This window comes from Kitasatospora sp. NPDC059827 (assembly GCF_042731675.1).
GTDB lineage: Bacteria > Actinomycetota > Actinomycetes > Streptomycetales > Streptomycetaceae > Kitasatospora.
In genome coordinates this window covers 18,924-41,186 of sequence record NZ_JBHWIV010000079.1, presented here as the reverse complement: position 1 = coordinate 41,186, position 22,263 = coordinate 18,924, and the positions used below count along the sequence as shown (strand labels likewise).

21 protein-coding genes and 1 rRNA gene are annotated in these 22,263 nt (G+C 71.6%); 16 read left to right on the top strand and 6 right to left on the bottom strand.

Annotation, left to right across the window (positions count from 1 at the left end):
- From rrf to pstB, 9 genes are all read left to right on the top strand, one after another.
- Positions 1-83: ribosomal RNA gene (gene rrf, locus ACFV8H_RS33360) — 5S ribosomal RNA — on the top strand; the annotation flags it as partial.
- Positions 84-155: 72 nt separating this feature from the next.
- On the top strand, positions 156-1,160 hold the full coding sequence (gene mshD / locus ACFV8H_RS33355) for a mycothiol synthase (RefSeq protein WP_380407389.1): 1,005 nt from the start codon (positions 156-158) through the stop codon (positions 1,158-1,160).
- 368 nt (positions 1,161-1,528) lie between these two features.
- Complete coding sequence (locus tag ACFV8H_RS33350) at positions 1,529-3,706, top strand: RNA degradosome polyphosphate kinase (RefSeq protein WP_375888842.1); 2,178 nt, start codon at positions 1,529-1,531, stop codon at positions 3,704-3,706.
- A gap of 121 nt (positions 3,707-3,827) precedes the next feature.
- Positions 3,828-4,916: a CHAD domain-containing protein gene (locus ACFV8H_RS33345; RefSeq protein WP_380407387.1), complete on the top strand. Its 1,089-nt coding sequence runs from the start codon at positions 3,828-3,830 to the stop codon at positions 4,914-4,916.
- 112 nt (positions 4,917-5,028) lie between these two features.
- Positions 5,029-5,490, top strand: a complete 462-nt coding sequence (locus ACFV8H_RS33340; RefSeq protein WP_380407393.1) for an NUDIX hydrolase — start codon at positions 5,029-5,031, stop codon at positions 5,488-5,490.
- A 227-nt stretch (positions 5,491-5,717) separates the two neighbouring features.
- Positions 5,718-6,851 carry a phosphate ABC transporter substrate-binding protein PstS gene (gene pstS / locus ACFV8H_RS33335; protein ID WP_380407385.1) on the top strand — a complete coding sequence of 378 codons (1,134 nt, stop codon included), beginning with the start codon at positions 5,718-5,720 and terminating at the stop codon, positions 6,849-6,851.
- Between the two features lie 150 nt (positions 6,852-7,001).
- The gene (pstC, locus tag ACFV8H_RS33330) at positions 7,002-7,979 is read left to right on the top strand and encodes a phosphate ABC transporter permease subunit PstC (protein WP_375888832.1); all 978 of its coding nucleotides are present in this window, start codon (positions 7,002-7,004) and stop codon (positions 7,977-7,979) included.
- Positions 7,976-9,049: a phosphate ABC transporter permease PstA gene (gene pstA / locus ACFV8H_RS33325; protein ID WP_380407383.1), complete on the top strand. Its 1,074-nt coding sequence runs from the start codon at positions 7,976-7,978 to the stop codon at positions 9,047-9,049. The genes pstC and pstA overlap by 4 nt, the downstream gene beginning before the upstream one ends.
- A gap of 68 nt (positions 9,050-9,117) precedes the next feature.
- Entirely contained in the window at positions 9,118-9,894 is a 777-nt protein-coding gene (pstB, locus tag ACFV8H_RS33320) for a phosphate ABC transporter ATP-binding protein PstB (protein WP_375888826.1), read from the top strand.
- A gap of 121 nt (positions 9,895-10,015) precedes the next feature.
- On the opposite strand, the gene ACFV8H_RS33315 is transcribed toward pstB, so the two are convergent.
- Positions 10,016-11,011, bottom strand: a complete 996-nt coding sequence (locus ACFV8H_RS33315) for an anion permease (RefSeq protein WP_380407381.1) — start codon at positions 11,009-11,011, stop codon at positions 10,016-10,018.
- A 5-nt stretch (positions 11,012-11,016) separates the two neighbouring features.
- A complete protein-coding gene (locus tag ACFV8H_RS33310) occupies positions 11,017-11,637 on the bottom strand; it encodes a DUF47 family protein (protein WP_359914173.1) in 621 nt (206 codons plus the stop codon).
- A gap of 358 nt (positions 11,638-11,995) precedes the next feature.
- On the opposite strand from ACFV8H_RS33310, the gene ACFV8H_RS33305 reads away from it, so the two are divergent.
- Complete coding sequence (locus tag ACFV8H_RS33305; RefSeq protein ID WP_380407379.1) at positions 11,996-12,397, top strand: metal-sensitive transcriptional regulator; 402 nt, start codon at positions 11,996-11,998, stop codon at positions 12,395-12,397.
- 14 nt (positions 12,398-12,411) lie between these two features.
- Here the strand turns inward: ACFV8H_RS33305 and ACFV8H_RS33300 are convergent, their stop codons facing one another.
- Positions 12,412-12,600 (bottom strand): hypothetical protein, encoded by a 189-nt coding sequence (locus ACFV8H_RS33300; protein WP_375888817.1) that lies wholly within the window; start codon positions 12,598-12,600, stop codon positions 12,412-12,414.
- A 183-nt stretch (positions 12,601-12,783) separates the two neighbouring features.
- Positions 12,784-13,683, bottom strand: coding sequence for a hypothetical protein (locus ACFV8H_RS33295; RefSeq protein WP_380407377.1), 900 nt, complete (start codon positions 13,681-13,683; stop codon positions 12,784-12,786).
- Positions 13,684-13,860: 177 nt separating this feature from the next.
- On the opposite strand from ACFV8H_RS33295, the gene ACFV8H_RS33290 reads away from it, so the two are divergent.
- Positions 13,861-14,052, top strand: a complete 192-nt coding sequence (locus ACFV8H_RS33290; protein WP_375888811.1) for a hypothetical protein — start codon at positions 13,861-13,863, stop codon at positions 14,050-14,052.
- Positions 14,053-14,103: 51 nt separating this feature from the next.
- Here ACFV8H_RS33290 and ACFV8H_RS33285 read toward each other — a convergent pair whose 3' ends face one another.
- Both ACFV8H_RS33285 and ACFV8H_RS33280 read right to left on the bottom strand, forming a co-directional pair.
- Complete coding sequence (locus ACFV8H_RS33285; protein WP_375888808.1) at positions 14,104-14,826, bottom strand: phosphatase PAP2 family protein; 723 nt, start codon at positions 14,824-14,826, stop codon at positions 14,104-14,106.
- A gap of 179 nt (positions 14,827-15,005) precedes the next feature.
- Positions 15,006-16,163: an NlpC/P60 family protein gene (locus tag ACFV8H_RS33280; protein ID WP_380407374.1), complete on the bottom strand. Its 1,158-nt coding sequence runs from the start codon at positions 16,161-16,163 to the stop codon at positions 15,006-15,008.
- Between the two features lie 248 nt (positions 16,164-16,411).
- On the opposite strand from ACFV8H_RS33280, the gene ACFV8H_RS33275 reads away from it, so the two are divergent.
- From ACFV8H_RS33275 to ACFV8H_RS33255, 5 genes are all read left to right on the top strand, one after another.
- Positions 16,412-16,762, top strand: coding sequence for a hypothetical protein (locus ACFV8H_RS33275; RefSeq protein WP_375888806.1), 351 nt, complete (start codon positions 16,412-16,414; stop codon positions 16,760-16,762).
- Between the two features lie 167 nt (positions 16,763-16,929).
- Positions 16,930-17,745 carry a hypothetical protein gene (locus ACFV8H_RS33270; RefSeq protein ID WP_380407373.1) on the top strand — a complete coding sequence of 272 codons (816 nt, stop codon included), beginning with the start codon at positions 16,930-16,932 and terminating at the stop codon, positions 17,743-17,745.
- A gap of 40 nt (positions 17,746-17,785) precedes the next feature.
- Complete coding sequence (locus ACFV8H_RS33265) at positions 17,786-19,027, top strand: hypothetical protein (protein WP_380407371.1); 1,242 nt, start codon at positions 17,786-17,788, stop codon at positions 19,025-19,027.
- Between the two features lie 7 nt (positions 19,028-19,034).
- Complete coding sequence (locus ACFV8H_RS33260) at positions 19,035-20,609, top strand: SCO6880 family protein (protein ID WP_380407369.1); 1,575 nt, start codon at positions 19,035-19,037, stop codon at positions 20,607-20,609.
- Between the two features lie 96 nt (positions 20,610-20,705).
- The gene (locus tag ACFV8H_RS33255; protein WP_375888796.1) at positions 20,706-22,055 is read left to right on the top strand and encodes an ATP-binding protein; all 1,350 of its coding nucleotides are present in this window, start codon (positions 20,706-20,708) and stop codon (positions 22,053-22,055) included.
- Positions 22,056-22,263: the final 208 nt, after the last annotated feature.

Here is a 22,263-nt window from a genome sequence, read left to right as displayed (position 1 = left end):
ACATTCCGAACCCGGAAGCTAAGCCTCACAGCGCCGATGGTACTGCAGGGGGGACCCTGTGGGAGAGTAGGACGCCGCCGAACAATCATTCAGAAAAGCCCCTGATCCCTTCGGATCAGGGGCTTTTCGCATTTCCGTTGACGTATCGTCAGGGCATGGACGATCAGACAGCGGTCATTGCGAGCAACGTGCTCCGCCCCGAGCAGCGCGACGGCGCCCTGCGTGTTCTGGCGGAGGCCCAGGCGGTCGACGGCCGAGCCGCGGTCTCCGAGCAGGGCCGGCTGCGGCTGCGGAACGCCGAGACTCCCCGGCCGGGCGTCACCCACCTCATCGTGACCGAGGCCGATGCCAAGACCGAGGCCGGGACCACGAGTGCGAGCGCCACCGTGGTCGGCTACGGCCAGGTGGAGGTGCCGGAGGCCGTGACGGCGAACCCGGCTGCCGAGCTGCTGGTCGACCCGGCCGCCCGCGGCCGCGGCCTGGCCCGCCCGCTGGTGGACGCCGTCCTGGAGCAGGCCCACCTGGTCGGCCGGGACGCGGTGGACTTCTGGGTGCACGGCGGTCACCCGGCAGCCCGGCACCTGGCCGGGGCCTACGGCGCCGAGCTGGTCCGGGAACTGCGGCAGATGCGCCGCACCGGTCCGCAGACCGAGGCCGTGGCCGTCCCCGAGGGGATCGAGCTCCGCACCTTCCGTCCGGGTGAGGACGACGCCGAGTGGCTGCGGCTTAACGCCCTGGCCTTCTCCCACCACCCGGAGCAGGGCTCCTGGACGCAGCAGGACCTGGCGGAGCGGATCGCCGAGCCCTGGTTCGACCCGGCCGGCTTCTTCCTCGCGACCCGGGGCGGCAAGGTCGTCGGCTTCCACTGGACCAAGGTGCACCCGGCCACCGCCACCGAGCCGGAGCTCGGCGAGGTGTACGTCGTCGGGGTGGACCCGGCCGAGCAGGGCAGTGGCCTCGGCCGCGCGCTGACCGCGGCCGGCCTATGTCACCTGACCGGGTCAGGGGCCGGTGGGCGTGGACTGGAGACGGTCCTCCTCTACGTCGACGCCGACAACCCGGCCGCCGTCCGGGTCTACGAGCGACTGGGATTCACCGTCCACGAGGTGGATCTGATGTACCGCGCCCGGTACCAGGCGGACCGGGCAGCCGACCGCTAGACCCGCAGCCGACCGCCGGACCCGCAGCCGACCGCCGGACCCACGCCCGGTCCCGCGCCGCAGGCGGCCCGGGGGTAACGGAGCGGTCGCGGGCAGGGGGCGGCGAGGCCCGCCACCCCTTGCTCCGACCGACTCAGCTTTCCTCCTGGCCATGCGGTGTTTACCGTGGATTCAATTGCTGCCGCGAAGATCACAGGATGAAGTCCGTAGTGTCTCGCTCGTGCAGAGTCGACCGCCATTCCCCGGCCGGTCCTGTACGGACCGCGCCCGGTGGGTGGGTGCTGTCCCCGGGGGCGACCCGGGGCGAGGACGACGGCCCGCAGAGCCATTCGTGTCCGGACGCCGTCCTGCTGGAGGAGCTGGAACCCATGAGCATCCCCCGCCCCGTCCCTGCCCCGCTGCCGCCCACGGCGCGGATGTCCAGTGCGCTGGGCGTCCCGCCGGAGCTGCCGGCCACGGACGAGCAGGAGTTCGAAGCACTGCCGCAGGGCCGCTTCCTGGACCGTGAGCGGAGTTGGCTCGCGTTCAACGAACGCGTCCTGGAGCTGGCCGAGGACCCGGGGATCCCGCTGCTGGAGCGGGCGAAGTTCCTGGCGATCTTCGCCAGCAACCTGGACGAGTTCTTCATGGTCCGGGTCGCCGGCCTCAAGCGCCGGATCGCCACCGGCGTGGCCCAGCGCAGCGCGTCCGGCCTCCAGCCGCGCGAGGTGCTGGACCTGATCTGGACCCGCTCGCGCGAGCTGATGGCCCGTCATGCCGCGGCCTTCCAGCAGGAGGTGCTGCCGGACCTCGCCGCCGAGGGCATCGAGGTGGTCCGCTGGCCGGAGCTGGCCGAGAAGGAGCAGGCCCGGCTGCACACCCTGTTCCGGCAGAGGATCTTCCCGGTGCTGACCCCGCTGGCGGTCGACCCGGCGCACCCCTTCCCCTACATATCGGGGCTGTCGCTCAACCTCGCCGTGGTGGTCCGCAACCCGGTGTCCGGCCACAAGCACTTCGCCCGGGTGAAGGTGCCGCAGTCGCTGGCCCGCTTCCTGGAGGCCTCGCCCCAGCGGTACGTCCCGCTGGAGGACGTCATGGGCGCGCACCTGGAGGAGCTCTTCCCGGGGATGGAGGTGCTGGCCCACCACGCCTTCCGGGTCACTCGCAACGAGGACCTGGAGGTGGAGGAGGACGACACCGAGAACATCCTCAAGGCCCTGGAGAAGGAGCTGATGCGGCGGCGCTTCGGCCCGCCGGTCCGGCTGGAGGTCGAGGAGTCGATCGACCCCTACATCCTGGACCTGCTGGTGCGGGAGCTGAACATCACCGAGGCGGAGGTCTTCCCGCTGCCCGGTCCGCTGGACCTGACCGGCCTGTTCGGGATCGCCGAGCTGGACCGGCCGGAGCTCAAGTACCCGAAGTTCGTGGCGGGTACGGCCCGCGGGCTGACCGACGTCGAGTCCGCCTCGCAGCCGGACATCTTCGCCGCGATGCGCGAGCGCGACGTGCTGCTGCACCACCCGTACGACAGCTTCTCCACCTCGGTGCAGGCCTTCCTGGAGCAGGCCGCCGCCGACCCGGACGTGCTGGCGATCAAGCAGACCCTGTACCGCACCTCCGGCGACTCGCCGATCGTGGACGCGCTGATCGACGCCGCCGAGTCCGGCAAGCAGGTGCTGGTGCTGGTCGAGATCAAGGCGCGCTTCGACGAGCAGGCCAACATCAAGTGGGCGCGCAAGCTGGAGGAGGCCGGCTGCCACGTGGTCTACGGCCTGGTCGGGCTCAAGACCCACTGCAAGCTGTCGCTGGTGGTCCGCGAGGAGGGCGACACCCTGCGCCGCTACTCGCACGTCGGTACCGGCAACTACCACCCGAAGACCGCCCGGCTGTACGAGGACCTCGGCCTGCTCACCTCCGACCCGCAGGTCGGCGCGGACCTCTCGGACCTCTTCAACCGGCTGTCCGGCTACTCGCGCCGGGAGTCCTACCGCCGGCTGCTGACCGCCCCGCGCGGCCTGCGCGACGGGCTGGTCTCCCGGATCCACAACGAGATCGCCCACCACAGGGCCGGCCGGCCCGCGTACGTGAAGATCAAGGTCAACTCGATCGTCGACGAGGCCCTGATCGACGCGCTCTACCGGGCCTCGCAGGCCGGGGTGCCGGTGGACGTCTGGGTCCGCGGCATCTGCGCGATCCGGCCGGGGGTGCCGGGGCTGAGCGAGAACATCCGGGTGCGCAGCATCCTGGGGCGCTTCCTGGAGCACTCCCGGGTCTTCGTGTTCGGCAACAACGGCGATCCCGAAGTGTGGATCGGCAGCGCCGACATGATGCACCGCAACCTGGACCGCCGGATCGAGGCGCTGCTCAGGATCACCGATCCGGCGCACCGGGCCGAGCTGTCCGGGCTGATCGACCTCGGGGTGTCGGACGAGACCGAGTCCTGGCACCTGGGCCCGGACGGTGCCTGGGAGCGCCGTTCGCAGGACGCCGAGGGCAAGCCGCTACGGCACGTCCAGGACCTGCTCATCGATTCGCGCCAGCGCCGCCGGGCCGCCACCTCGCGCTGACGCGTCCACTGATGCGAGCCGCCGGAGCAGTCGGGGCCCCCGGGGCCCCGGGGGGAGCTGCTCCGGCGGTCGGCCACCAGCCCCGGGGAAGGGCCCCGGGGGAACGGGGATCTACCACGCCATGACCGAAGCGCCGATGACGGCCCAGGCGGCCTCCACAGCGACCGCCGGGGACATCCTTTCCCGCCAACTCACCGCCCAGGCGGGCGCGTTCCTGCGCGCCCTGCCGCTCGCGGTGGGCGAGGTCGGCGCCAGACCGGGGTCGGCCGCGGCCGTTCCGGCGAGCGGCACCGCCGACCTGCTGCGGGCCGTGCGGCGGGTCGGCGGGCTGCTGCACACCTTCGGGGCCGTGTTCGAGCAGTCCTGGGCGCAGGAGTCGCGCACCGAACTGCGCTGGCTGCTCAACCTGTTGGCGCTGGAGCCCGGTTACGTCCGCCGCTCGGCCCGGCTGCTGGGCGCGGTGGACTCGCTGAGCGGCACCGACCCGGAGGGGACGGGCATGCTGGCCGGGCACGCGGGCGCCCCCAAGGCGCGGGCGCTGCTGGACCGGCAGCTGACCCTGGCCCGGACCAGGGCGCACTCCACGGTGCTCCAGGAGCTCCGCTCGGCCCGGCTGCACGCGCTGGCGGACCGGATGACCCTGCTGGTCGGCGAGGCGCCGCTGCTGGAGGCGGCCGGCGGCCGGGCGTCGGCGGTGCTGCGGCCGCAGGCGGCGGCCGCGTTCACCGCGCTGTCGGTGAGCGCCCAGCAGCTGCCGCTCCACCGGGCCGCGACCCCGTACGGCGGGGACGGGCTGCGCCGGCTGGGCGCGGTGCCGGCGGCGCGCGGGGCGGCGGACGCGGACTCCGCGCTGGCGGCCGACGACGCGCCCTGGTCGCGGCTGCGGATCCTGGTGAAGCGGGCCCGGTACGCGCTGGAGGTGTGCGCCCGGCCGTCCGCCGAGCTGGACGAGCTGGACGCGGTGCTGGCCCGGCACCAGGAGGCCGCGGACGCCGCGGTGACCGCCGCGACGGCGGCGCGCACCCCGCGGATCACCCCCGCGACCGCCTACGTGCTGGGCGTGGTGCATGCTGATCAACGACTGGAGGTCGAGGCGGCGCGGTACGCCTTCGGCCGCCGGTGGCCCGAGCTCCCGCCGTCCCCGGACGGCTGGCTGGAGCTCCCCCCTGCCGAGGGCCGGGGGCATTCCCCCGCACCACGGACGGCTTGAATTGCACGATCGCCTGCGCACCGGGCGGGCAGCGGACCCGACGGTGGGACCGGCCGTGGACCCGGCGGCGGCCCGCGCCGCGGGCCCGGCGGCCGCACCGGCCCGCGGCCCGGTGGTCCTGGCGGCGGGCGCGGTGCTCTGGCTGCCCGGCCGGCCGAAGCCCAGCGGTCGGCTGGGGCGGCCGCGGATCGCGGTGATCCACCGCCCGAAGTACGACGACTGGAGCCTGCCGAAGGGCAAGCTCGACCCGGGGGAGGGCGTGGTCGAGGCGGCGCTGCGCGAGGTGCGGGAGGAGACCGGCTTCGACTGCCTGCTCGGTCCGGAGCTGCCCGTCCAGCACTACCTGGCGCAGGGCCGTCCGAAGGAGGTCCGGTACTGGGCCGCGGTGCCGACCGTCGGGGCCTTCCGGCCCAACCGCGAGGTCGACCGCCTGGACTGGCTGCCGGCGGGCAAGGCCCGGGCGCGGCTGACCCATGACCGCGACCGGTTGCTGATCGACGCGCTGCTGGTGATCCTGGGTGCGAAGCCCGTACGGACGGGCGGGTCGGGGCCGGTGGAGGAACGGCGGAAGTGATCTCCCCGCGCCCGCGCCGTGACGCAACCGTTACTACGTGACGTAGTTTCCTGTCATCCGTTCGAGGTTCACTTCCCGTTCACTTGCGACCGGCTGTCGTGTCACTTACCCGGCCTAACTTCGGGACTACCGGCGGGCCGAACGGGCCCCGGACCACAGCAAAACCCATGCTCAGCCGTACTCCTGCGGCCTGCGCAGCGGGCAATGCCACAGAAAGGGACACCCCTGTGAAGCTCCAGCGGAACGGCCGCTCCAAGGCCCTCGCCATCGGTGCCATGGCGCTCGTCAGCTCGCTGTCGCTCGCTGCCTGCGGGTCGGACGACAACAACAAGACGGCGTCCAGCGGTTCCAGCGGCTCCTCCGCGGCCGGTGCCGCGATCAACTGTGGCAAGGCCGGCACGCTCCTGGGCGCCGGTTCGACCGCGCAGGCCCCGGCGATCGACGTGTGGAAGACCAACTTCGGTGCCTCCTGCTCCGGTACCACCGTGAACTACAGCGGCGGCGGCTCCGGTGCCGGTGTCCAGCAGTTCACCCAGGGCAAGGTCGCCTTCGCCGGCACCGACTTCGCCCTCAAGCCGGCCGACGTCGACGCCTCCAAGGCCGTCTGCACCGGTGGCAAGGCGATCGACCTGCCGATGGTGGCCGGCCTGGTCTCGCTGGTCTACAACGTCGAGAACGTCGACAACCTGGTCCTGGACGGCCCGACCGCCGCCAAGATCTTCGACTCGCAGATCACCAAGTGGAACGACCCGGCCATCGCCGCCCTGAACCCGGGCGCCAAGCTGCCGGACGCCGAGATCCAGAGCTTCCACCGCTCCGACGACTCCGGCACCACCTTCAACCTGACCTCCTACTTCGCCAAGACCGGTGGCGGCGCCTGGAGCGCCGAGCCGAACAAGGCGTGGAAGGGCAAGGGCGGCCAGTCCGCGAACGGCAGCGCCGGTGTCTCGGCCCAGATCAAGCAGGTCAAGAACTCGATCGGCTACGCCGAGCTGTCCTACGCCCAGACCAACAACCTGAAGAGCGCCCAGATCTCCACCGGTGCCGCCAAGCCGGTCGAGGCGACCGCCGCCAACGCCGCGCTCACCATCGCCTCCTCCACCGTCACGGGCACCGACGGCGACCTCGCCCTCTCCCTGGACTACGGCACCAAGGCCGACAACGCCTACCCGATCGTCCTGGTGACCTACGAGATCGCCTGCGACAAGGGCAACAAGGCCGAGACGCTGGACACCCTCAAGTCCTTCCTGAACTACACCATCAGCGACGCCGCCCAGAAGTCGATCGGCGACAAGGGCTACGTCCCGATGCCGGCCGCGATCGGCGACAAGGTGAAGGCCGCGGTCGGCACCCTCGCCTGACCCGACAGGACCCCCGGTGGGACGGCCCCGTGAGCGAGGGGGGCCGGGGCCGTCCCGCCGGAACGCACCAACCCAGCACCAACGTCCGGGGCACCGCCGCCATGGTGCCGACCCCCTACCGGGGCGGCACCACCAGACCGGAGTAGACCAATGACTTCATCCTCCCCTGCCGCCCCGCGAGGCAGGGAACGCCGACAGCGCGACAGCCGCGTCGGCGACAAGATCTTCATGAACCTCGCCCGCGGTGCGGGCATCCTGCTGCTGGTCATCATGGCCGCGATCGCCGGCTTCCTGGCCTGGCGCTCGGTCGTGGCCCTCGGCAACAACGACGGCAACTTCCTCACCACCTTCGAGTGGACGCCGGACGCCCCGAAGCCGGTCTTCGGCATCGCCGTCCTGGCCTTCGGCACGATCGTCAGCGCCGTGATCGCGATGGCGATCGCCGTCCCGGTGGCCATCGGGATCGCGCTGTTCATCTCGCACTACGCGCCGCGCCGGATCGCCCAGCCGTTCGCCTACCTGGTCGACCTGCTCGCCGCCGTCCCCAGCATCGTCTACGGCCTCTGGGGCGCGCTGTTCCTCGTCCCGCACATGGACGGGCTGACCAGCTGGCTCAACCAGTACCTGGGCTGGACGTACATCTTCGACCAGACCAGGACCGGCACCCCGCGCAACCTGTTCACCGTCGGCATCCTGCTGGCGATCATGATCCTGCCGATCATCACCGCGGTCTCCCGCGAGGTGTTCCGCCAGGTGCCGCGGATGCACGAGGAGGCGGCGCTCGCCCTCGGCGCGACCCGCTGGGAGATGATCCGCACCGCGGTGCTGCCGTTCGGCCGCCCCGGCATCATCTCGGCCTCGATGCTCGGCCTCGGCCGGGCGCTCGGCGAGACCATCGCGGTCGCGGTGGTGCTCTCCGCCAACAGCGTCCTGTCGCTGCACATCCTGGACGCCGGCGGCGGCACCTTCGCGCAGAACATCGCGCTGAAGTTCGCCGAGGCCGGCAACAACGGCCGTGACGCCCTGATGGCCTCCGGTCTCGTCCTGTTCGTGATCACCCTGCTGGTGAACGGTGCCGCGCGACTGATCATCGCCCGCCGCAAGGAGTACTCGGGGGCCAACGCATGACCACCGTCACCGTCCCCGAGGACGCCCGGCCGCAGGTCGGCCCGAAGCTCACCGCCAACCGGCTGCCCAAGTGGACCCCGCCCGTCGTCGCCGTCGGCTCGATCGCGGTCGGCTGCGGGATCGGCGCCGGCGCCGGCCTGGAGAGCCACCTCCAGTGGGGCCTGATCTCGGCCCTGCTGTTCCTGGCCGGCAGCTACCTGATCTCGGCCCAGGTCGAGGGCCGCCGACAGGCCAAGGACCGCTTCGCCACCTCGGTGGTCTGGGTCGCCTTCATCCTGGCCGTCGTCCCGCTGGCCTCGCTGACCGTCTACACGGTCCAGCAGGGCATCGGCGTGGTGAACGGGAACTTCCTGAGCCACTCGATGAAGGGCGTGATCCAGAGCGGCCCCGGCGGCGGCATCTACCACGCGCTGCTCGGCACCCTCCAGCAGGTCGGTCTGGCCACCGTGATGGCCGCCCCGCTCGGTCTGCTGACCGCCGTCTACCTGGTGGAGTACGGCCGCGGCCGGCTCGCCAAGGCGGTCACCTTCTTCGTCGACGTCATGACGGGCGTCCCGTCGATCGTCGCCGGTCTGTTCATCCTCTCGCTCTGGAACCTCGCCCTGGGGTTCAGCTACTCCGGCTTCTCGGGCAGCCTCGCGCTGGCGATCCTGATGATCCCGGTTGTGGTCCGGTCGACCGAGGAGATGCTCAAGCTCGTCCCGAACGAGCTGCGCGAGGCCTCGTACGCCCTCGGTGTGCCGAAGTGGAAGACCGTCCTGCGGATCGTCCTCCCCACCGCGATCGGCGGCATCACCACCGGTGTGATGCTCGCGGTCGCCCGCATCACGGGCGAGACCGCCCCGGTGATGATGCTGGTGTTCGGCGCCGACTACATCAACAGCAACCCGTTCGACGGACCGCAGCAGTCCCTGCCGATGTACATCTGGCAGCAGTACTCGGTGGTCAACAACGACTTCGGCTACGCCCGCGCCTGGGGCGCCGCGCTGGTGCTGATCGCCTTCGTGATGGGGCTCAACCTCATCGCCCGGGGCATCGCACGCTGGCGCTCGCCCAAGGCCGGGCACTGAGCGACCGACTGACGTACGACACAGCATTCATTAGCGGCCCCTGGCCGCGGGCGAGAGAAGCAACGATCATGGCCAAGCGCATCGACGTCAGCGGACTGTCGGCCTACTACGGCACCACCAAGGCCATCGAGGACATCTCGATGAGCATCGAGCCCCGCTCGGTGACCGCCTTCATCGGCCCCTCCGGCTGCGGGAAGTCCACCTTCCTGCGCACCCTCAACCGGATGCACGAGGTGATCCCCGGCGCCCGGGTCGAGGGCAAGGTCCTCCTGGACGACGAGAACCTGTACGCCTCCAACGTCGACCCGGTCGCCGTGCGCCGCTCGATCGGCATGGTCTTCCAGCGTCCGAACCCGTTCCCGACCATGTCGATCTACGACAACGTGGTCGCCGGGCTCAAGCTCGCCGGCGTGCGGAAGAAGGCCGTCCTGGACGAGGTGGTGGAGCGCTCGTTGAAGGGCGCCAACCTCTGGAAGGAGGTCCACACCCGACTGAACAAGCCGGGCGCCGGCCTCTCCGGCGGTCAGCAGCAGCGCCTGTGCATCGCCCGCGCGATCGCGGTCGAGCCGCAGGTCCTGCTGATGGACGAGCCCTGCTCCGCGCTCGACCCGATCTCCACCCTCGCCATCGAGGACCTGATCGGCGAGTTGAAGTCGCAGTTCACCATCGTCATCGTGACCCACAACATGCAGCAGGCGGCCCGCGTCAGCGACCGCACCGCCTTCTTCAACCTGGCCGGCGTCGGCCAGCCGGGCAAGCTGATCGAGCTGGACGACACCCAGCGGATCTTCTCCAACCCGTCGGTGCAGGCGACCGAGGACTACATCTCCGGCCGCTTCGGCTAGACCGACCCCAGCTGTCCCGCGGTGCTGCATGGCGGTGCCGCCGCGGGGCATGAAGAAGGGCCCGCCCCCGAGATGTGGGGGCGGGCCCTGTCAGTTGTCGGCCGGGGCGGAGCGTCGGCGGTCAGCCCCAGAAGAGGTGGACGAACCAGTACATCAGCGCTGCGACGACGGCGGCCGCCGGCATCGTGATGAACCAGCCGAGCACGATGTTCTTGGCGACGCCCCAGCGCACCGCGCGGATCCGCTTGGTGGCCCCCGCGCCCATGATCGCCGCGGTGATCACGTGGGTGGTGGAGATCGGCGCCTTGAAGACGAACGAGGTGATGTACATGATCACCGAGGAGGTGGCCTCGGCCGCGAAGCCCTGCGGCGGGTCCAGCTCGATGATCTTCCGGCCGAGGGTCCGCATGATCCGCCAGCCGCCCGCGTAGGTGCCCAGCGAGAGCATGGTCGCGCAGGAGATCTTCACCCAGACCGGGATGTCACCGGTGGTCTGGTGGCCGGAGATGGTGAGCGCCATGACCACGATGCCCATGGTCTTCTGGGCGTCCTGCAGACCGTGGGCCAGCGCCATCGCGGCGGCCGAGGCGGTCTGGGCGACCCGGAAGTTGCGCTTGGCCTTGTGCGGGTTGGCCCGGCGGAAGATCCACAGGATCGCCAGCATCACGATGAAGCCGCCGACCAGGCCGACCACCGGCGAGACGATCATCGGGACGACGATCTTGTCGATCACGCCGCTCCAGATCACCTTGGTGCCGCCGGCCAGGGCCGCACCCACCAGGCCGCCGAACAGCGCGTGCGAGGAGGAGGACGGCAGACCGAAGTACCAGGTCACCAGGTTCCAGGTGATCGCCCCGACCAGGGCCGCGAAGAGGATCGCCATCCCCTGGTTGCCGGTCGGCGTCTCGATGATCCCGCTGGAGACGGTGTGCGCCACCCCGCTGCCCAGGAAGGCACCGGCCAGGTTCATCACGGCGGCCATCGCGAGCGCGGCCCTCGGGGTCAGCGCCCGGGTGGAGACCGACGTGGCGATCGCGTTCGCCGAGTCGTGGAAGCCGTTGGTGTACGTGAAGAAGAACGCAACGCCGATGACGGCGATGAGTGCAGCCATGTCCACGAGGGTCAGGACTCCTTGACGGCGATGGTCTCCACCGTGTTGGCGACGTGCTCGAACGCGTCCGCCGCCTCCTCAAGGACGTCCACGACCTGCTTGAGCTTGAGGACCTCGATGGCGTCGTACTGACCGGAGAACAGGTGGGCGAGCAGCTTGCGGTGGATCTGGTCGGCCTGGTTCTCCAGCCGGTTGACCTCGATCCAGTACTCGGTCAGGTTCGACATGCTGCGCAGGTTGGGCATCGCCTCGGCGGTGAGCTCCGCGGCGCGCGCCAGCACCTCGATCTGCTGCTCGACGCCCTTCGGCAGGGTCTGGATGTCGTAGAGGACGACCAGGTCGACGGCCTCCTCCATGAAGTCCATGATGTCGTCCAGCGACGAGGCGAGGCTGTAGATGTCCTCGCGGTCGAAGGGCGTGATGAAGGAGGAGTTCAGCTGGTGGAAGACGGCATGGGTGGTGTCGTCCCCGGCGTGCTCGGCGGCGCGCATGCGCTCGACGATCTCCGCGCGGGCCGACACGTCTGATCCCAGCAGTTCGAGCAGGAGCTTCGATCCGACGACGAGGTTCTCCGCGGCGGCGGCGAACATGTCGTAGAAACTCGTCTCCTTCGGGGTCAGGCTAAAACGCACGGAATTCTCCGATGTGCGGGGTACGGACTGAACGATGCTAGGTGCAACCGAGCGCGATCGCGCAAACGGGGTGGTGACCGGGGAGGCGGAACCTCCCCTTCCGTTCGGCTGCCGCACGGGCTGTCCCGGACCGCGCCGCCAGGTGCGGACGCAAGGACTCAGTCTGACGGAACCTCGACGCGTTTGCCCCGTCCCGCGTGCGGAAGACCGGGGCGCCGCTCAGACGGGTTAACCCCGCCGCGACCCCGACCAGGCCGTTCGGCACATGCCGGGTGGGCCGTCGGAACACCACGCGGGGCCCCGGTGTTGGACACTGGAGGCCGACGCAGCCACCAGGCACCCAGACGAAGGCGGGCCGATGACCACGACGCAAGCGCGCACCGAGCCGGACCACGCGCCCGGGACCGGCCCCGGGGCCGACACCCCCGCCGGCGAGGGCCACGGCGACGCGGACCACGGCGGGCACGGCCCGCACGGCCCGCACGGCTACAGCGCGCAGAAGGACGCCCACCTCAAGCGGCTGCGCCGGATCGAGGGCCAGATCCGCGGCCTCCAGCGGATGGTGGACGAGGACGTCTACTGCATCGACGTGCTCACCCAGGTCTCGGCCGGCACCAAGGCCCTGCAGTCCTTCGCGCTCTCCCTGCTGGAGGAGCACCTGCGGCACTGCGTCGCCGCGGCCGCCGAACAGGGCGGCGCCGAGCTGGACGCCAAGGTGGCGGAGGCCTCGGCCGCGATCGGCCGACTGCTGCGCAGCTGACCCCCCCGGGGCCGTCAGCCCTCGCCCTCCCGCTCGGTCCGGGCCGGGTCCACCCGGTCCAGCAGCACCTCGTCGATCCGCTCGGTCGGCAGCCGGTCACCGGCGCTGGCCGTCGCGGCGATCATCAGCTCGCCGGCCAGCTCGATCTCGTCGAGGGCCGCGTCGTCGTGGCCGCCGCTGCGGCCGCCCGTGGACGACACCACCTGCACCACCCCTTCAGTGCCTCGCCAGCCCGGGCGGCAGCCACCCGACGTCCAGCCTAGGCACTCCGGGGCCCGTCCACATGGCACGGACGGGCCATCTCGGCGCCGCCGAAACGGGTGGCCGTCGCTCCCCGGACGGCCACCCGCGCCGGCGGCGCCCCGTTCCGCCCCGGCGTCGGGGCGCTACTTCGGGCTCTCCGTCGGCTTCATCTGGTAGATGTCCGAGGCCGGCGGCTCGGCCGCCTCGACCGGCTTGCCGAAGTCCGACAGGGCGGTGGTCGAGGTGACCTTCACCTGGTCCTTGGCCTCCTTCGAGCCGGCCACCCCGGCGAAGGTGAACACCTCCACCACCTTGTGCAGCCGCCCCTGGTCGTCCAGCCAGGCGTCGTACGGGACCTCCTTGACGGTGAAGGTCTGCCCGCCCATCCGCAGGCCGTCACCGCCCCGGCCGCCGGTGGCGTCGGCCGCCTTGGCCAGGTCCAGGGTGCCGCGGTAGTGGTGCAGCGGGGTGCCGTCCACCGTCTCGGTGCCGACCAGGTCGGCCTTCTGCACCCCGCGCAGCGCCCCCGCCGCCGTGGCCGGATCGGTGGCGCCGCTGCTGACCAGGTTGCCGTCCGGCAGCTGGCGCACGTCCAGCTTCACCCACTTGCCCTCGGGCACCTTGGCACCGCTGTTCTGCAGGTAGACGGTGCCCGGCAGGACCACCTCGACGATCTTCCCGGTGGTCGCCGCCCCGGGCGGCACCTGGACCTCCAGCCGGCCGATCCGCTTCACGTAGTCGTAGCCGCCGGTGCCGGAGAAGGACGCCTTCTTGTCCGCGGACTCCGTGACCAGCTCGGTGGCCGCGTGCGCGGAGCCGGTGCGCCCGGTGATGTCCGCCGCGCTGCGCACCGCCGCCACCGGGTCGGCGGCCAGCTGGTCGGGCGCGTTCGACTGCTGGTCGGAGGAGCCGCCACCGGAGTGGGCCGAGCACCCGGCCGCCCCCGCGGCCAGCGCGGCGGCGAGTACGGCGGCGCCGGCCGCCGCGCGCAGGCGCGGCCCCGGACGGCGCGCCGGCCGCCCGGTTCGCTGCTGGTCGGTCATCTTCATCCTCGCGACAACCCCCTCGGGACCGACTGCCCCGCCGACTGCGGCACCGGCTGGGGCGCCGGGAGGGCAGAGCTCTTTCCGGGCAAACGAGTTGGCTCGCGAAGGGTTACGGGTCCGGCGGGAACCGACGGGTGTCGCGCGCGGGTCGCCCGGCGCGTTACGGTGAATCCCGTGCACAGTGAGCTGCCGGTCGCCCCCGGCACCACCCCGATGCCCGAGCACCGCGTCGCGCTCAGCGAACGCGGTTCCTTCGCCTTCGCGACCTGCAGCTGCGGCTGGTACTCCGCCGCCCGCCGCTCCCGGGACCTGGCCCGCCGCGAGGGGGCCGACCACCTCGCCGAGTACGGGGCCGACGCACCCTAGGGGGCGTCGGCCCCGTCCGGACCGTTCGGTGCGGCGGGGTACCCCGGGCCCTCAGGCCGCGAGGTCGGACTCCGGCGGCTGCTCCTCCCGGCGCACCGCTCCCCGCCCACGGCGCCGGCCGCGCCGCTCGGTGCCCCGGCCGGCGGCGGCGCCGCGCTCCGGGGCCCGGACCAGCGGGGCCACCGCCGTCCGGGTCAGCGCGTGGCAGAACGGGACCAGCACCGCCATCGCGATCGGCGCCAGCAGCAGCACCACGGCGACGGCCAGCGCGAAGCCGCCGATCACGTCCGTCGGGTAGTGGACGCCCATGAACATCCGGCAGAAGCCCTGGAGCAGGGCCAGGCCCCCGGCGATCCAGCCCAGCTTCCGGTTCACCAGGAACAGCGCCACCGCCACGGCCATCGTCATGGTCGAGTGGTCGCTGACGAAGGAGTGGGTGCCGGCCTTGCCGTCCACCAGCACCAGCAGCCCCGGGTGGTCGACGAAGGGCCGCGGCCGGTCCACGATCGCGGCGATCGGCAGGTTGGCCAGCTCGGCGACGGCCACCGAGAGCGGCACCCAGAGCAGCCCGGCGATCGCCACCGGCGCGTCCGGGCGGCGTCTGGCCTGCAGCCAGCCCACCAGCCCGAGCAGCGCGAGGCCGATCAGGATGCCGTACTCGCCGATCCACGACACCGCGTGGTCCAGCCACTGCGGGGAGCGCTTGGCCAGGCCGTTGACGGCGTAGAGCAGACCGAGGTCGGGGTTGGTCGTGTCGGCAAGCGGCGTCGACACGCCGCACCTCCTTCTGGTCCGCTGCACCTGTTCGATCCCGCCGGGGCCCGCCCGGCGGGCGAAGCTGACGAGGGACCACCGGACCCAACGTCATCGCCGGGACCCAGCGTTCCACGGAAACGCGCGGTTATGGAAACTTGACTCAGCGTCCACAGGCCGCACACAGATCGGTGGACGACTCAGCCGGTCCCACCGGTTGCGGCGGCCCCGCCGACCCGCCCCGCGGCCGTCGGGGCGGCCGGTGCGGCGGCCGCGGGCCGGCTGGCGGGGGCGGTCGGGGCCGGGGTCGGGGCCGTCGCGCCCGGGCGGCTCGGGGCGTTGACCGCGCCGCTGGTGTTGTTGCGCGTCGGCAGCGCCTGGGCGCCGTCCGTGGTGACCCGGGTCGCCCCGATGTACTCCTTGGTGTCGATCTTGTCGTAGCGGATCACCGCCCCGGTGTGCGGCGCGTTGATCATGTAGCCGCCGCCGACGTAGATCCCCACGTGGTGGATGCTCCGCGGATCGCTCAGGTCGGTCGCGAAGAACACCAGGTCGCCCGGCCGGAGCTGATCCCGTGACGGGTGCGGTCCGGCGTACCACTGGTCGTTGGCCACCCGGGGCAGGGCGATGCCCACGGTGGCGAACGCGGCCACGGTGAGCCCGGAGCAGTCGAACCGCCCGTTCTGCCAGGCCGCCCCGTCCCCGCCCCACAGGTACGGCGTGCCGAGCTTGGTCTGCGCGAAGTAGATCGCGGCGGCCGACTGCGCGGACACCTCCACCGGCGCGGTCGGCGCGGCGAAGCTCCGGGCCATCGCCTGGATGTTCCGCACGTACCCCTGGGTCTCCCTGTACGGCGGGACGCCCCGGTTCGACGTCACCGCGTACGGGCCCGCGTTGTAGGCGGCCAGCATGTTGGCCTGCGGATCGCCCGGCACGCCGGCCACGTCCTTGGCGAGCGCGCAGTCGTAGACCGCCGCGGTGGCGATCGCGTCGTACGGGTTCCAGACGTCCTTCTTGCCGTCCCCGTCACCGTCCGTGGCGTACATCGGCCAGGTGCCCGGCATGAACTGCGCCATTCCCTGTGCCCCGACGCCGGATTGGGCCTTGGGGTCGAAACCGCTTTCCTGGTACAGCTGCGCCGCGAGCATCGGCGGGGAGATCTCCGGGCAGAGCGAGCCCCACTTCTGGATCGCGTCCTGGTAGGCCGCCGGAACGGTGCCGGGGGAGAGGGCGGAACGATTCGCCGCCAGTTGCGGTGTCCCACCCGCCGCATACGTCCCCATCGTCACCAGACCGAGGAACCCGAACGCGACAACTCCCGCCGCAGCGGCGGCCGTACCGGCCTTCCGGAGTACCATCAGCACCATCCCGACGAATCGTCAGTCGAAGTGTCCCGGAAGGCGTTGCTCACCGCAATCATCAGAGATACAAAGAGTGAGCGCTATCCTTCGTACGGTGGACATCCTCGCGTACGTGTCCGATGCCTCACGACCAATCCGCGAGAAGTAGCCAAGTCGACATCAGATCTGGCCAAGAATAGGCACCGACCCTTCGCGCGGGCGGGGTCCGGGCCCTTGAATTTGCCTGATCGGGCGGTGAGATGGAAATGAACCTGAGCAGCGTGCACACCTATGCGGTCGGCCACCTGGCCGAGGACCCTCCCAAGAAGCCGAATATCGACACCATCATCGGCGGGATCGCCCCGGACTGGGGCCCCTTCGCCAGCCTCGGGTCGGAGGCCCGGGTGATGGTCGAGGTCATCATGGCCGTCGCCATCCTCGTCTGCCTCGGCCTCGCGGTGTGGGGTGCGGCCAAACAGCGGATCGGCGCGACCGCGATGCGGGACAGCTTCGGAGCCGAACAGGGCAAGGGGCTGATCATCGCCGGGCTGACCGGCGTGTTCATCATTGGATCACTCGGCACTCTGTTCACCATTGTCTACGGCATGGCTATCTGACGATCGGACAGCAGTGACCCGGCCCGTCTGACGGCAGGTTCCCGCCCGGACCTCCCCAGTGGGCCGACCCGCCAGGAGTCCACCCCCCGTTCCCACCCCCCGTCCGCGCCCGCCCCCGGACGGAGGGCCCCCGGAGCCGCCCGGCTCCCCGCACCAGGAGGGCCGCCGTGCCGTTGTCCGACGACCAGCCGCACACCCGTACGCGGCTGCCGGTCGACGAACAGCCCTCCGCACTGCCGACCAGCCGTCAGTCCAGGCCGCTGCGCACCCTGCTGACCGTCCTCGTCGTCGTCACCCTGCTCGTCGTCGCCATCTCCGTCGCCAACCGCGGCAAACCGGACCCCGGCAGCGGCGGCAGCTCCGCCGACCGGGCGGCCCCCAGCGCCGGCTCCGGCGCCGGCCCCGCGCCCAGCGGCGACCAGCCCGTCGGCACCACCGTCAACGGCATCGCCTCCGGCTACCCGCACAGCGACCAGGGCGCCCAGTCCGCCGCCGCCAACTACGCCGTGGCGATCGGCTCCGCGGACATGTTCCGCGCCGACAGCCGCCACACCATCGTCGCCACCATCGCCGACCCGGGCTCCGCCGCGGCCCTGCAGAGCCGGTTGGACCAGGGCTTCGGCGGCGACACCGTCGCCCGCTACGGCCTCGACGCCCAGGGGCACGCGCCCAAGGGCCTCACCTTCGTCAGCCGCACCGTCCCCGTCGGCACCAAGTCGACGGCCTACGCCGACCAGGACGCCAAGGTCGAGGTGTGGTGCACCGGCCTCACCGGCCTCGCCGGCCAGAGCTCCGTCCAACCGGTGACCGCCAACTGGTTCACCCTCACGCTCTCGCTCCATTGGACGGGGAGCGACTGGAAGCTGACCGACTTCACCCGCAAGGCAGGCCCGGCCCCCATGCCAGGTGACCAGCAGGCCGCCACGGCCGACGAGATTGCCGGAACAGCAGAGCAGTTCGGAGGCTTCCGCTATGCGCGTTGACGGTGGGATAGGGCGATGGCTACCCCGGTTCGGCGGGGTCATGGCCGCCATCAGCTTCGCGCAGATGGTGGTCATCGGTATGGCTTCGCGTGCCTTCGCCGTGGATCCGACCCCGACCCCGACTCCGACCCCGACTCCGTCCGCGAGCAACAACTGCGACGTACTGCCGTTGCCCGGCAGTGACGTCTACTGCGCCTCCAAGCCTGGGGGAACGGTCCCCGGCGGCGGCGTCAGCAACGTGACCGATCCGCTCGGGTCGCTCGCCAAGGGGTGTGCCCAGGCGGCGGCGTGGGTGGTGCGGAACCTGTCGGGGGCGATCGACGGGACGACGTCGGTGGACTTCACCAACCAGTCGTTCCTGCAGCAGTACGCCGTGGTGTTCGCCGTGTCGACGGTGATCACGCTGGTGCTGTGGCTGCTGGCGGTGACCAAGCGGGCGGTGCGCGGGGCGTCGTTGACGACGGCGATCTCGGAGGCGGTCGGCTTCCTGTGGCTGACGGTGGTGGCCTCGGCGTTCACGCCGTTGATCCTGTTCACCGTGGTGAGCGTGACGGACGGGCTGACGAAGGCGATCGCGGTCGGGACGAAGTCGGACACCGGGACGTACCTGGGTGGGTTCGCCGACACCCTGGAGAAGGGGAACGTCGGCGGCGGCCCGCTGATCCTGGTGCTGGTGTCGCTGGTCGCGGTGCTGGCGGCGGCGGTGCTCTGGATCGAGCTGGTGATCCGGGCGGCGATGCTGTACGTGGGGGCGCTGCTGGGGACGGCGGTGTACGCGGGGCTGGTGGACCGGCAGTTGTGGAAGCACGTGCGCCGGTGGGCCGGGATGATGCTGGCGGTGGACCTGGCGAAGCCGATCATCGTGATCATCCTGGGTCTGGCGGGCGCGGTGGCGACCGGTGCCGGGGCCAACGACGACTTCGCCCGGGTGCTGTCCGGGCTGGCGATCCTGTTCCTGTCGATCTTCGCGAGCGCCGCGGTGTACCGCTTCGTCCCGACCTTCGGCGACGAGATGCTGAACATGCGCGGGGCCCGGGCCAGTGCGGTGCAGGCCGGTTCGGCGATGATCAACGGGACCGCGAACCTGATGAAGCAGGGCATCTCCACCCACGGCGACCGCGGTCCGCAGGGGGCCGGGGGCGGCGGGGGCGCGGGCGGCGGCTCGGTCGCGCCCGGCATCGCCGCGCACGCCGGCCGGACGCCGGCCCCGCCGCCGCAGGCCGGGCCGCCGCCGCAGGCCTCGGTTCCGAACCGCGACAGCAATCCAGCGAAGGGAGGGTGACGGGTAAGTGAGCAGCGAACCGCTCGGCCAGTACGGGGCCCAGTACGCCCAGCCGTACGTGCACCAGCGCCGCACCTACCTGATCGGCAAGGCCCGCCCGAACGCGGTGATCGGCCGCAACCGGGAGTCCGGGGAGATCATGCTGATCATCTTCGGGGCGTTCCTCGGGATGCTCTGGGGTCTGCTGATGCCGGTCCTGGCGCTGCGGATCGCCGGTCTGATCGGCCTGCCGCTGCTGGCCATCGCGGCGGTCTACGTGCCGTACCGCAAGCGGACGTTCTACCGGTGGGTGGAGATCAACCGCACCTACCGCAGGACGGTCCGCAGCGGGCGCGGGCTGTGGCGTTCGGACGCGATGGACGCGGGCACCCGGATGGACGGCCGGGAGGTGGAGGTCGGTCCGCCGCCCGGGGTGGGGCGGCTGCGCTGGCTGACCGCGCCGTTCGGGCCGGACGAGGTCGGGGTGCTGATGCACCTGGAGCGGCGGACGGTGACGGCCGCGATCGAGATCGAGGGCCCGGGCGTCGGGCTGCGCGACTCGGAGGACCAGGAGGCGCTGGTCGACCGGTTCGGCACGCTGTTGAAGCACGTCGCCAACGGGGACGGCTTCGTGACCCGGCTGCAGATCCTGGCCCGCACCCTGCCGGCCGACCCGGACGCCCACGCCAAGGACGTCGAGCGCCGCGGCGACCACGACGCGCCGCGCTGGCTGCAGGACTCGTACGACCAGCTGCAGTCGATGGTGTCGACCTCCTCGGAGCAGCACCGGGCGTACCTGGTGGCGTGCATGCACTACACCCGGGACCTGGCCGCCGAGGCGCACGCGATGGGCCGCACCGCGACCGGCGGGCGGGCCCGGGACGACGACGGGCTGGCGGCCGTGATGGCCCGCGAGCTGACCGACATCTGCGCCCGGCTGGCGGAGGCGGACATCCGGGTGCGCCAGCCGCTGGGCCAGGCCCGGCTGTCCTCGCTGCTGCACTCGATGTACGACCCGGACCACCCGATCGACCACATCCAGGCGATGTCCCGGCGCAACGCCTGGCCGGCCGAGCTGGACGCGACCCACCCCCAGTACCTGACGGCGAAGACCCGGGAGTCGGTGACCCGGGAGCCGTGGTGCCACGCCACCGCCTGGGTCAAGGAGTGGCCGCTCACCCCGGTGGGCGTCAACTTCCTGGCGCCGCTGCTGGTGCACACCCCGGACGTGATCCGGACGGTGGCGGTGACGATGGACCTGGAGCCCACCGACGTCGCGATCGAGCGGATGCTGACCGAGAAGACCAACGACGAGGCGGAGGCCAGTCGCGCGGCCAAGATGAACCGCACGGTCGACCCGCGCGACCTGGCCCACACCGGCCGGGTGGACCAGCGCGGTGACGACCTGGCCTCCGGCGCGGCCGGGGTGAACCTGGTCGGCTACATCACGGTCTCCTCGCGCAACCCCGACGCGCTGGCCCGCGACAAGCGGACCATCCGGGCCTCGGCCGGCAAGAGCTACCTCAAGCTGGAGTGGTGCGACCGCGAGCACCACCGGGCCTTCGTCAACACCCTGCCGTTCGCCACCGGCATCCGCCGCTGACTCCCGCGCCGGTCCTCCGGGACCGGGCCCGTCCGCCTGCCGCTCCCGACCACCCACCGCGCCCGACCACCCCTCGCCGGCACCAGGAGGCCACCCATGGCGATCGGCAACCTCACCGACGCGTTCACCAGCCTGATGTTCGGCAAGGTGGAGACCACCCGGCTGCCGGTGCGTACCTCCACCGGTCAGGCGCAGGCGGTCTACCTGCCCACCGCCGCACCGGGGTTGGGCGACTCGGGCGTGATCATCGGGCGCGAGGTGTACAGCGGCAAGGGGTACGTCTACGACCCCTTCCAGCTGTACGGGCAGCAGCTGCCCGCCCCGCACTGGCTGGTGCTGGGGGAGTCCGGCAACGGCAAGTCGGCGCTGGAGAAGACCTACGTGCTGCGGCAGTTGAGGTTCCGTGACCGGCAGGTCGTGGTGCTGGACGCGCAGGGCGAGGACGGCGTCGGCGAGTGGAACCTGATCGCCAACGCGCTGGGCATAAAGTCGATCCGGCTGGACCCGATGGCGGCCAGGGACGGCGGGGTGAAGCTCAACCCGCTGGATCCGGCGATCACCCAGACCGGCCAGCTGTCGCTGCTGCGCACCATCATCGAGGTGGCGATGGGGCGCGGCCTGGAGGAGCGGGCGGGCTTCGCGTTGAAGGCCGCGCACGCCCATGTGGTCGCCTCGGTGACGGACCGCCAGCCGGTGCTGGACGACATCATCGACACCCTGCGCAGCCCCGAGCTGTCCTCGGTGGAGTCGCTGGGCGTGGCGGTGGACGAGGTGCAGTCCTGGGGCCTGGACGTGGCGCTGGTGCTGGACCGGCTGGTCGACGGCGACCTGCGCGGCATGTTCGACGGCCCGACCACGGACGGCATCGACCTGGACGCGCCGCTGATCGTCTTCGACCTCTCGCACATCGACCGCAACTCGATCGCGATGCCGATCCTGATGGCGATCGTCGGGGTGTGGCTGGAGCACACCTGGATCCGGCCGGACCGGAAGAAGCGCATCTTCCTGGTCGAGGAGGCCTGGCACATCATCAACAGCCCGTTCGTGGCCCAGCTGTTCCAGCGGCTGTTGAAGTTCGGCCGCCGGCTCGGGCTCTCCTTCGTGGCGGTGGTGCACCACCTGTCGGACGTGGTGGACGGCGCGGCGGCCAAGGAGGCGTCGGCGATCCTGAAGATGGCCTCCACCCGGACGATCTACATGCAGAAGGCCGAGGAGGCGCGGGCCACCGGCCGGGTGCTGGGCCTGCCGCGCTGGGCGGTGGAGATCATCCCGACCCTGTCGCCGGGTATCGCGGTCTGGGACGTCAACGGCAACGTGCAGGTGGTGAAGCACATCATCACCGACACCGAGCGGCCGCTGGTGTACACCGACCGCGCGATGACCGAGGACGCGGTGGCCGAACGGGTCCGGGCCGAGCGGCACTTGGCGGCCGAGCCGGGGGTCTGAGCAGGCGCCGCTGCTGGGGGGCGGGCCGGGGACCGGGCCGGGCGTCGGGCGGGGTGTCGGGCGGGGCCGGGGGATCGTGTGCAGGCGGTCCGTCCCGGTCCGACGGCGGTGGTTCGTCAGCAGGTAATCCTCTCGTTACGTTCGACGTCCTGACAGCTACGCGCGTTGACCCTAGGCTGCACTCGCGCAACACATTGCCCACGCGCCG

Excerpts from the sequence above, each read along its gene's own strand:
- pstB (WP_375888826.1), top strand. The coding sequence starts at position 9,118 with ATGGCCAAGCGCATCGACGTCAGCGGACTGTCGGCCTACTACGGCACC.
- pstA (WP_380407383.1), top strand. The coding sequence starts at position 7,976 with ATGACCACCGTCACCGTCCCCGAGGACGCCCGGCCGCAGGTCGGCCCG.
- ACFV8H_RS33255 (WP_375888796.1), top strand. The coding sequence starts at position 20,706 with ATGGCGATCGGCAACCTCACCGACGCGTTCACCAGCCTGATGTTCGGC.
- mshD (WP_380407389.1), top strand. The coding sequence starts at position 156 with ATGGACGATCAGACAGCGGTCATTGCGAGCAACGTGCTCCGCCCCGAG.
- ACFV8H_RS33295 (WP_380407377.1), bottom strand. The coding sequence starts at position 13,683 with ATGACCGACCAGCAGCGAACCGGGCGGCCGGCGCGCCGTCCGGGGCCG.
- pstC (WP_375888832.1), top strand. The coding sequence starts at position 7,002 with ATGACTTCATCCTCCCCTGCCGCCCCGCGAGGCAGGGAACGCCGACAG.
- ACFV8H_RS33280 (WP_380407374.1), bottom strand. The coding sequence starts at position 16,163 with ATGGTACTCCGGAAGGCCGGTACGGCCGCCGCTGCGGCGGGAGTTGTC.
- ACFV8H_RS33350 (WP_375888842.1), top strand. The coding sequence starts at position 1,529 with ATGAGCATCCCCCGCCCCGTCCCTGCCCCGCTGCCGCCCACGGCGCGG.
- ACFV8H_RS33275 (WP_375888806.1), top strand. The coding sequence starts at position 16,412 with ATGAACCTGAGCAGCGTGCACACCTATGCGGTCGGCCACCTGGCCGAG.
- ACFV8H_RS33265 (WP_380407371.1), top strand. The coding sequence starts at position 17,786 with ATGGCCGCCATCAGCTTCGCGCAGATGGTGGTCATCGGTATGGCTTCG.
- ACFV8H_RS33345 (WP_380407387.1), top strand. The coding sequence starts at position 3,828 with ATGACCGAAGCGCCGATGACGGCCCAGGCGGCCTCCACAGCGACCGCC.
- ACFV8H_RS33305 (WP_380407379.1), top strand. The coding sequence starts at position 11,996 with ATGACCACGACGCAAGCGCGCACCGAGCCGGACCACGCGCCCGGGACC.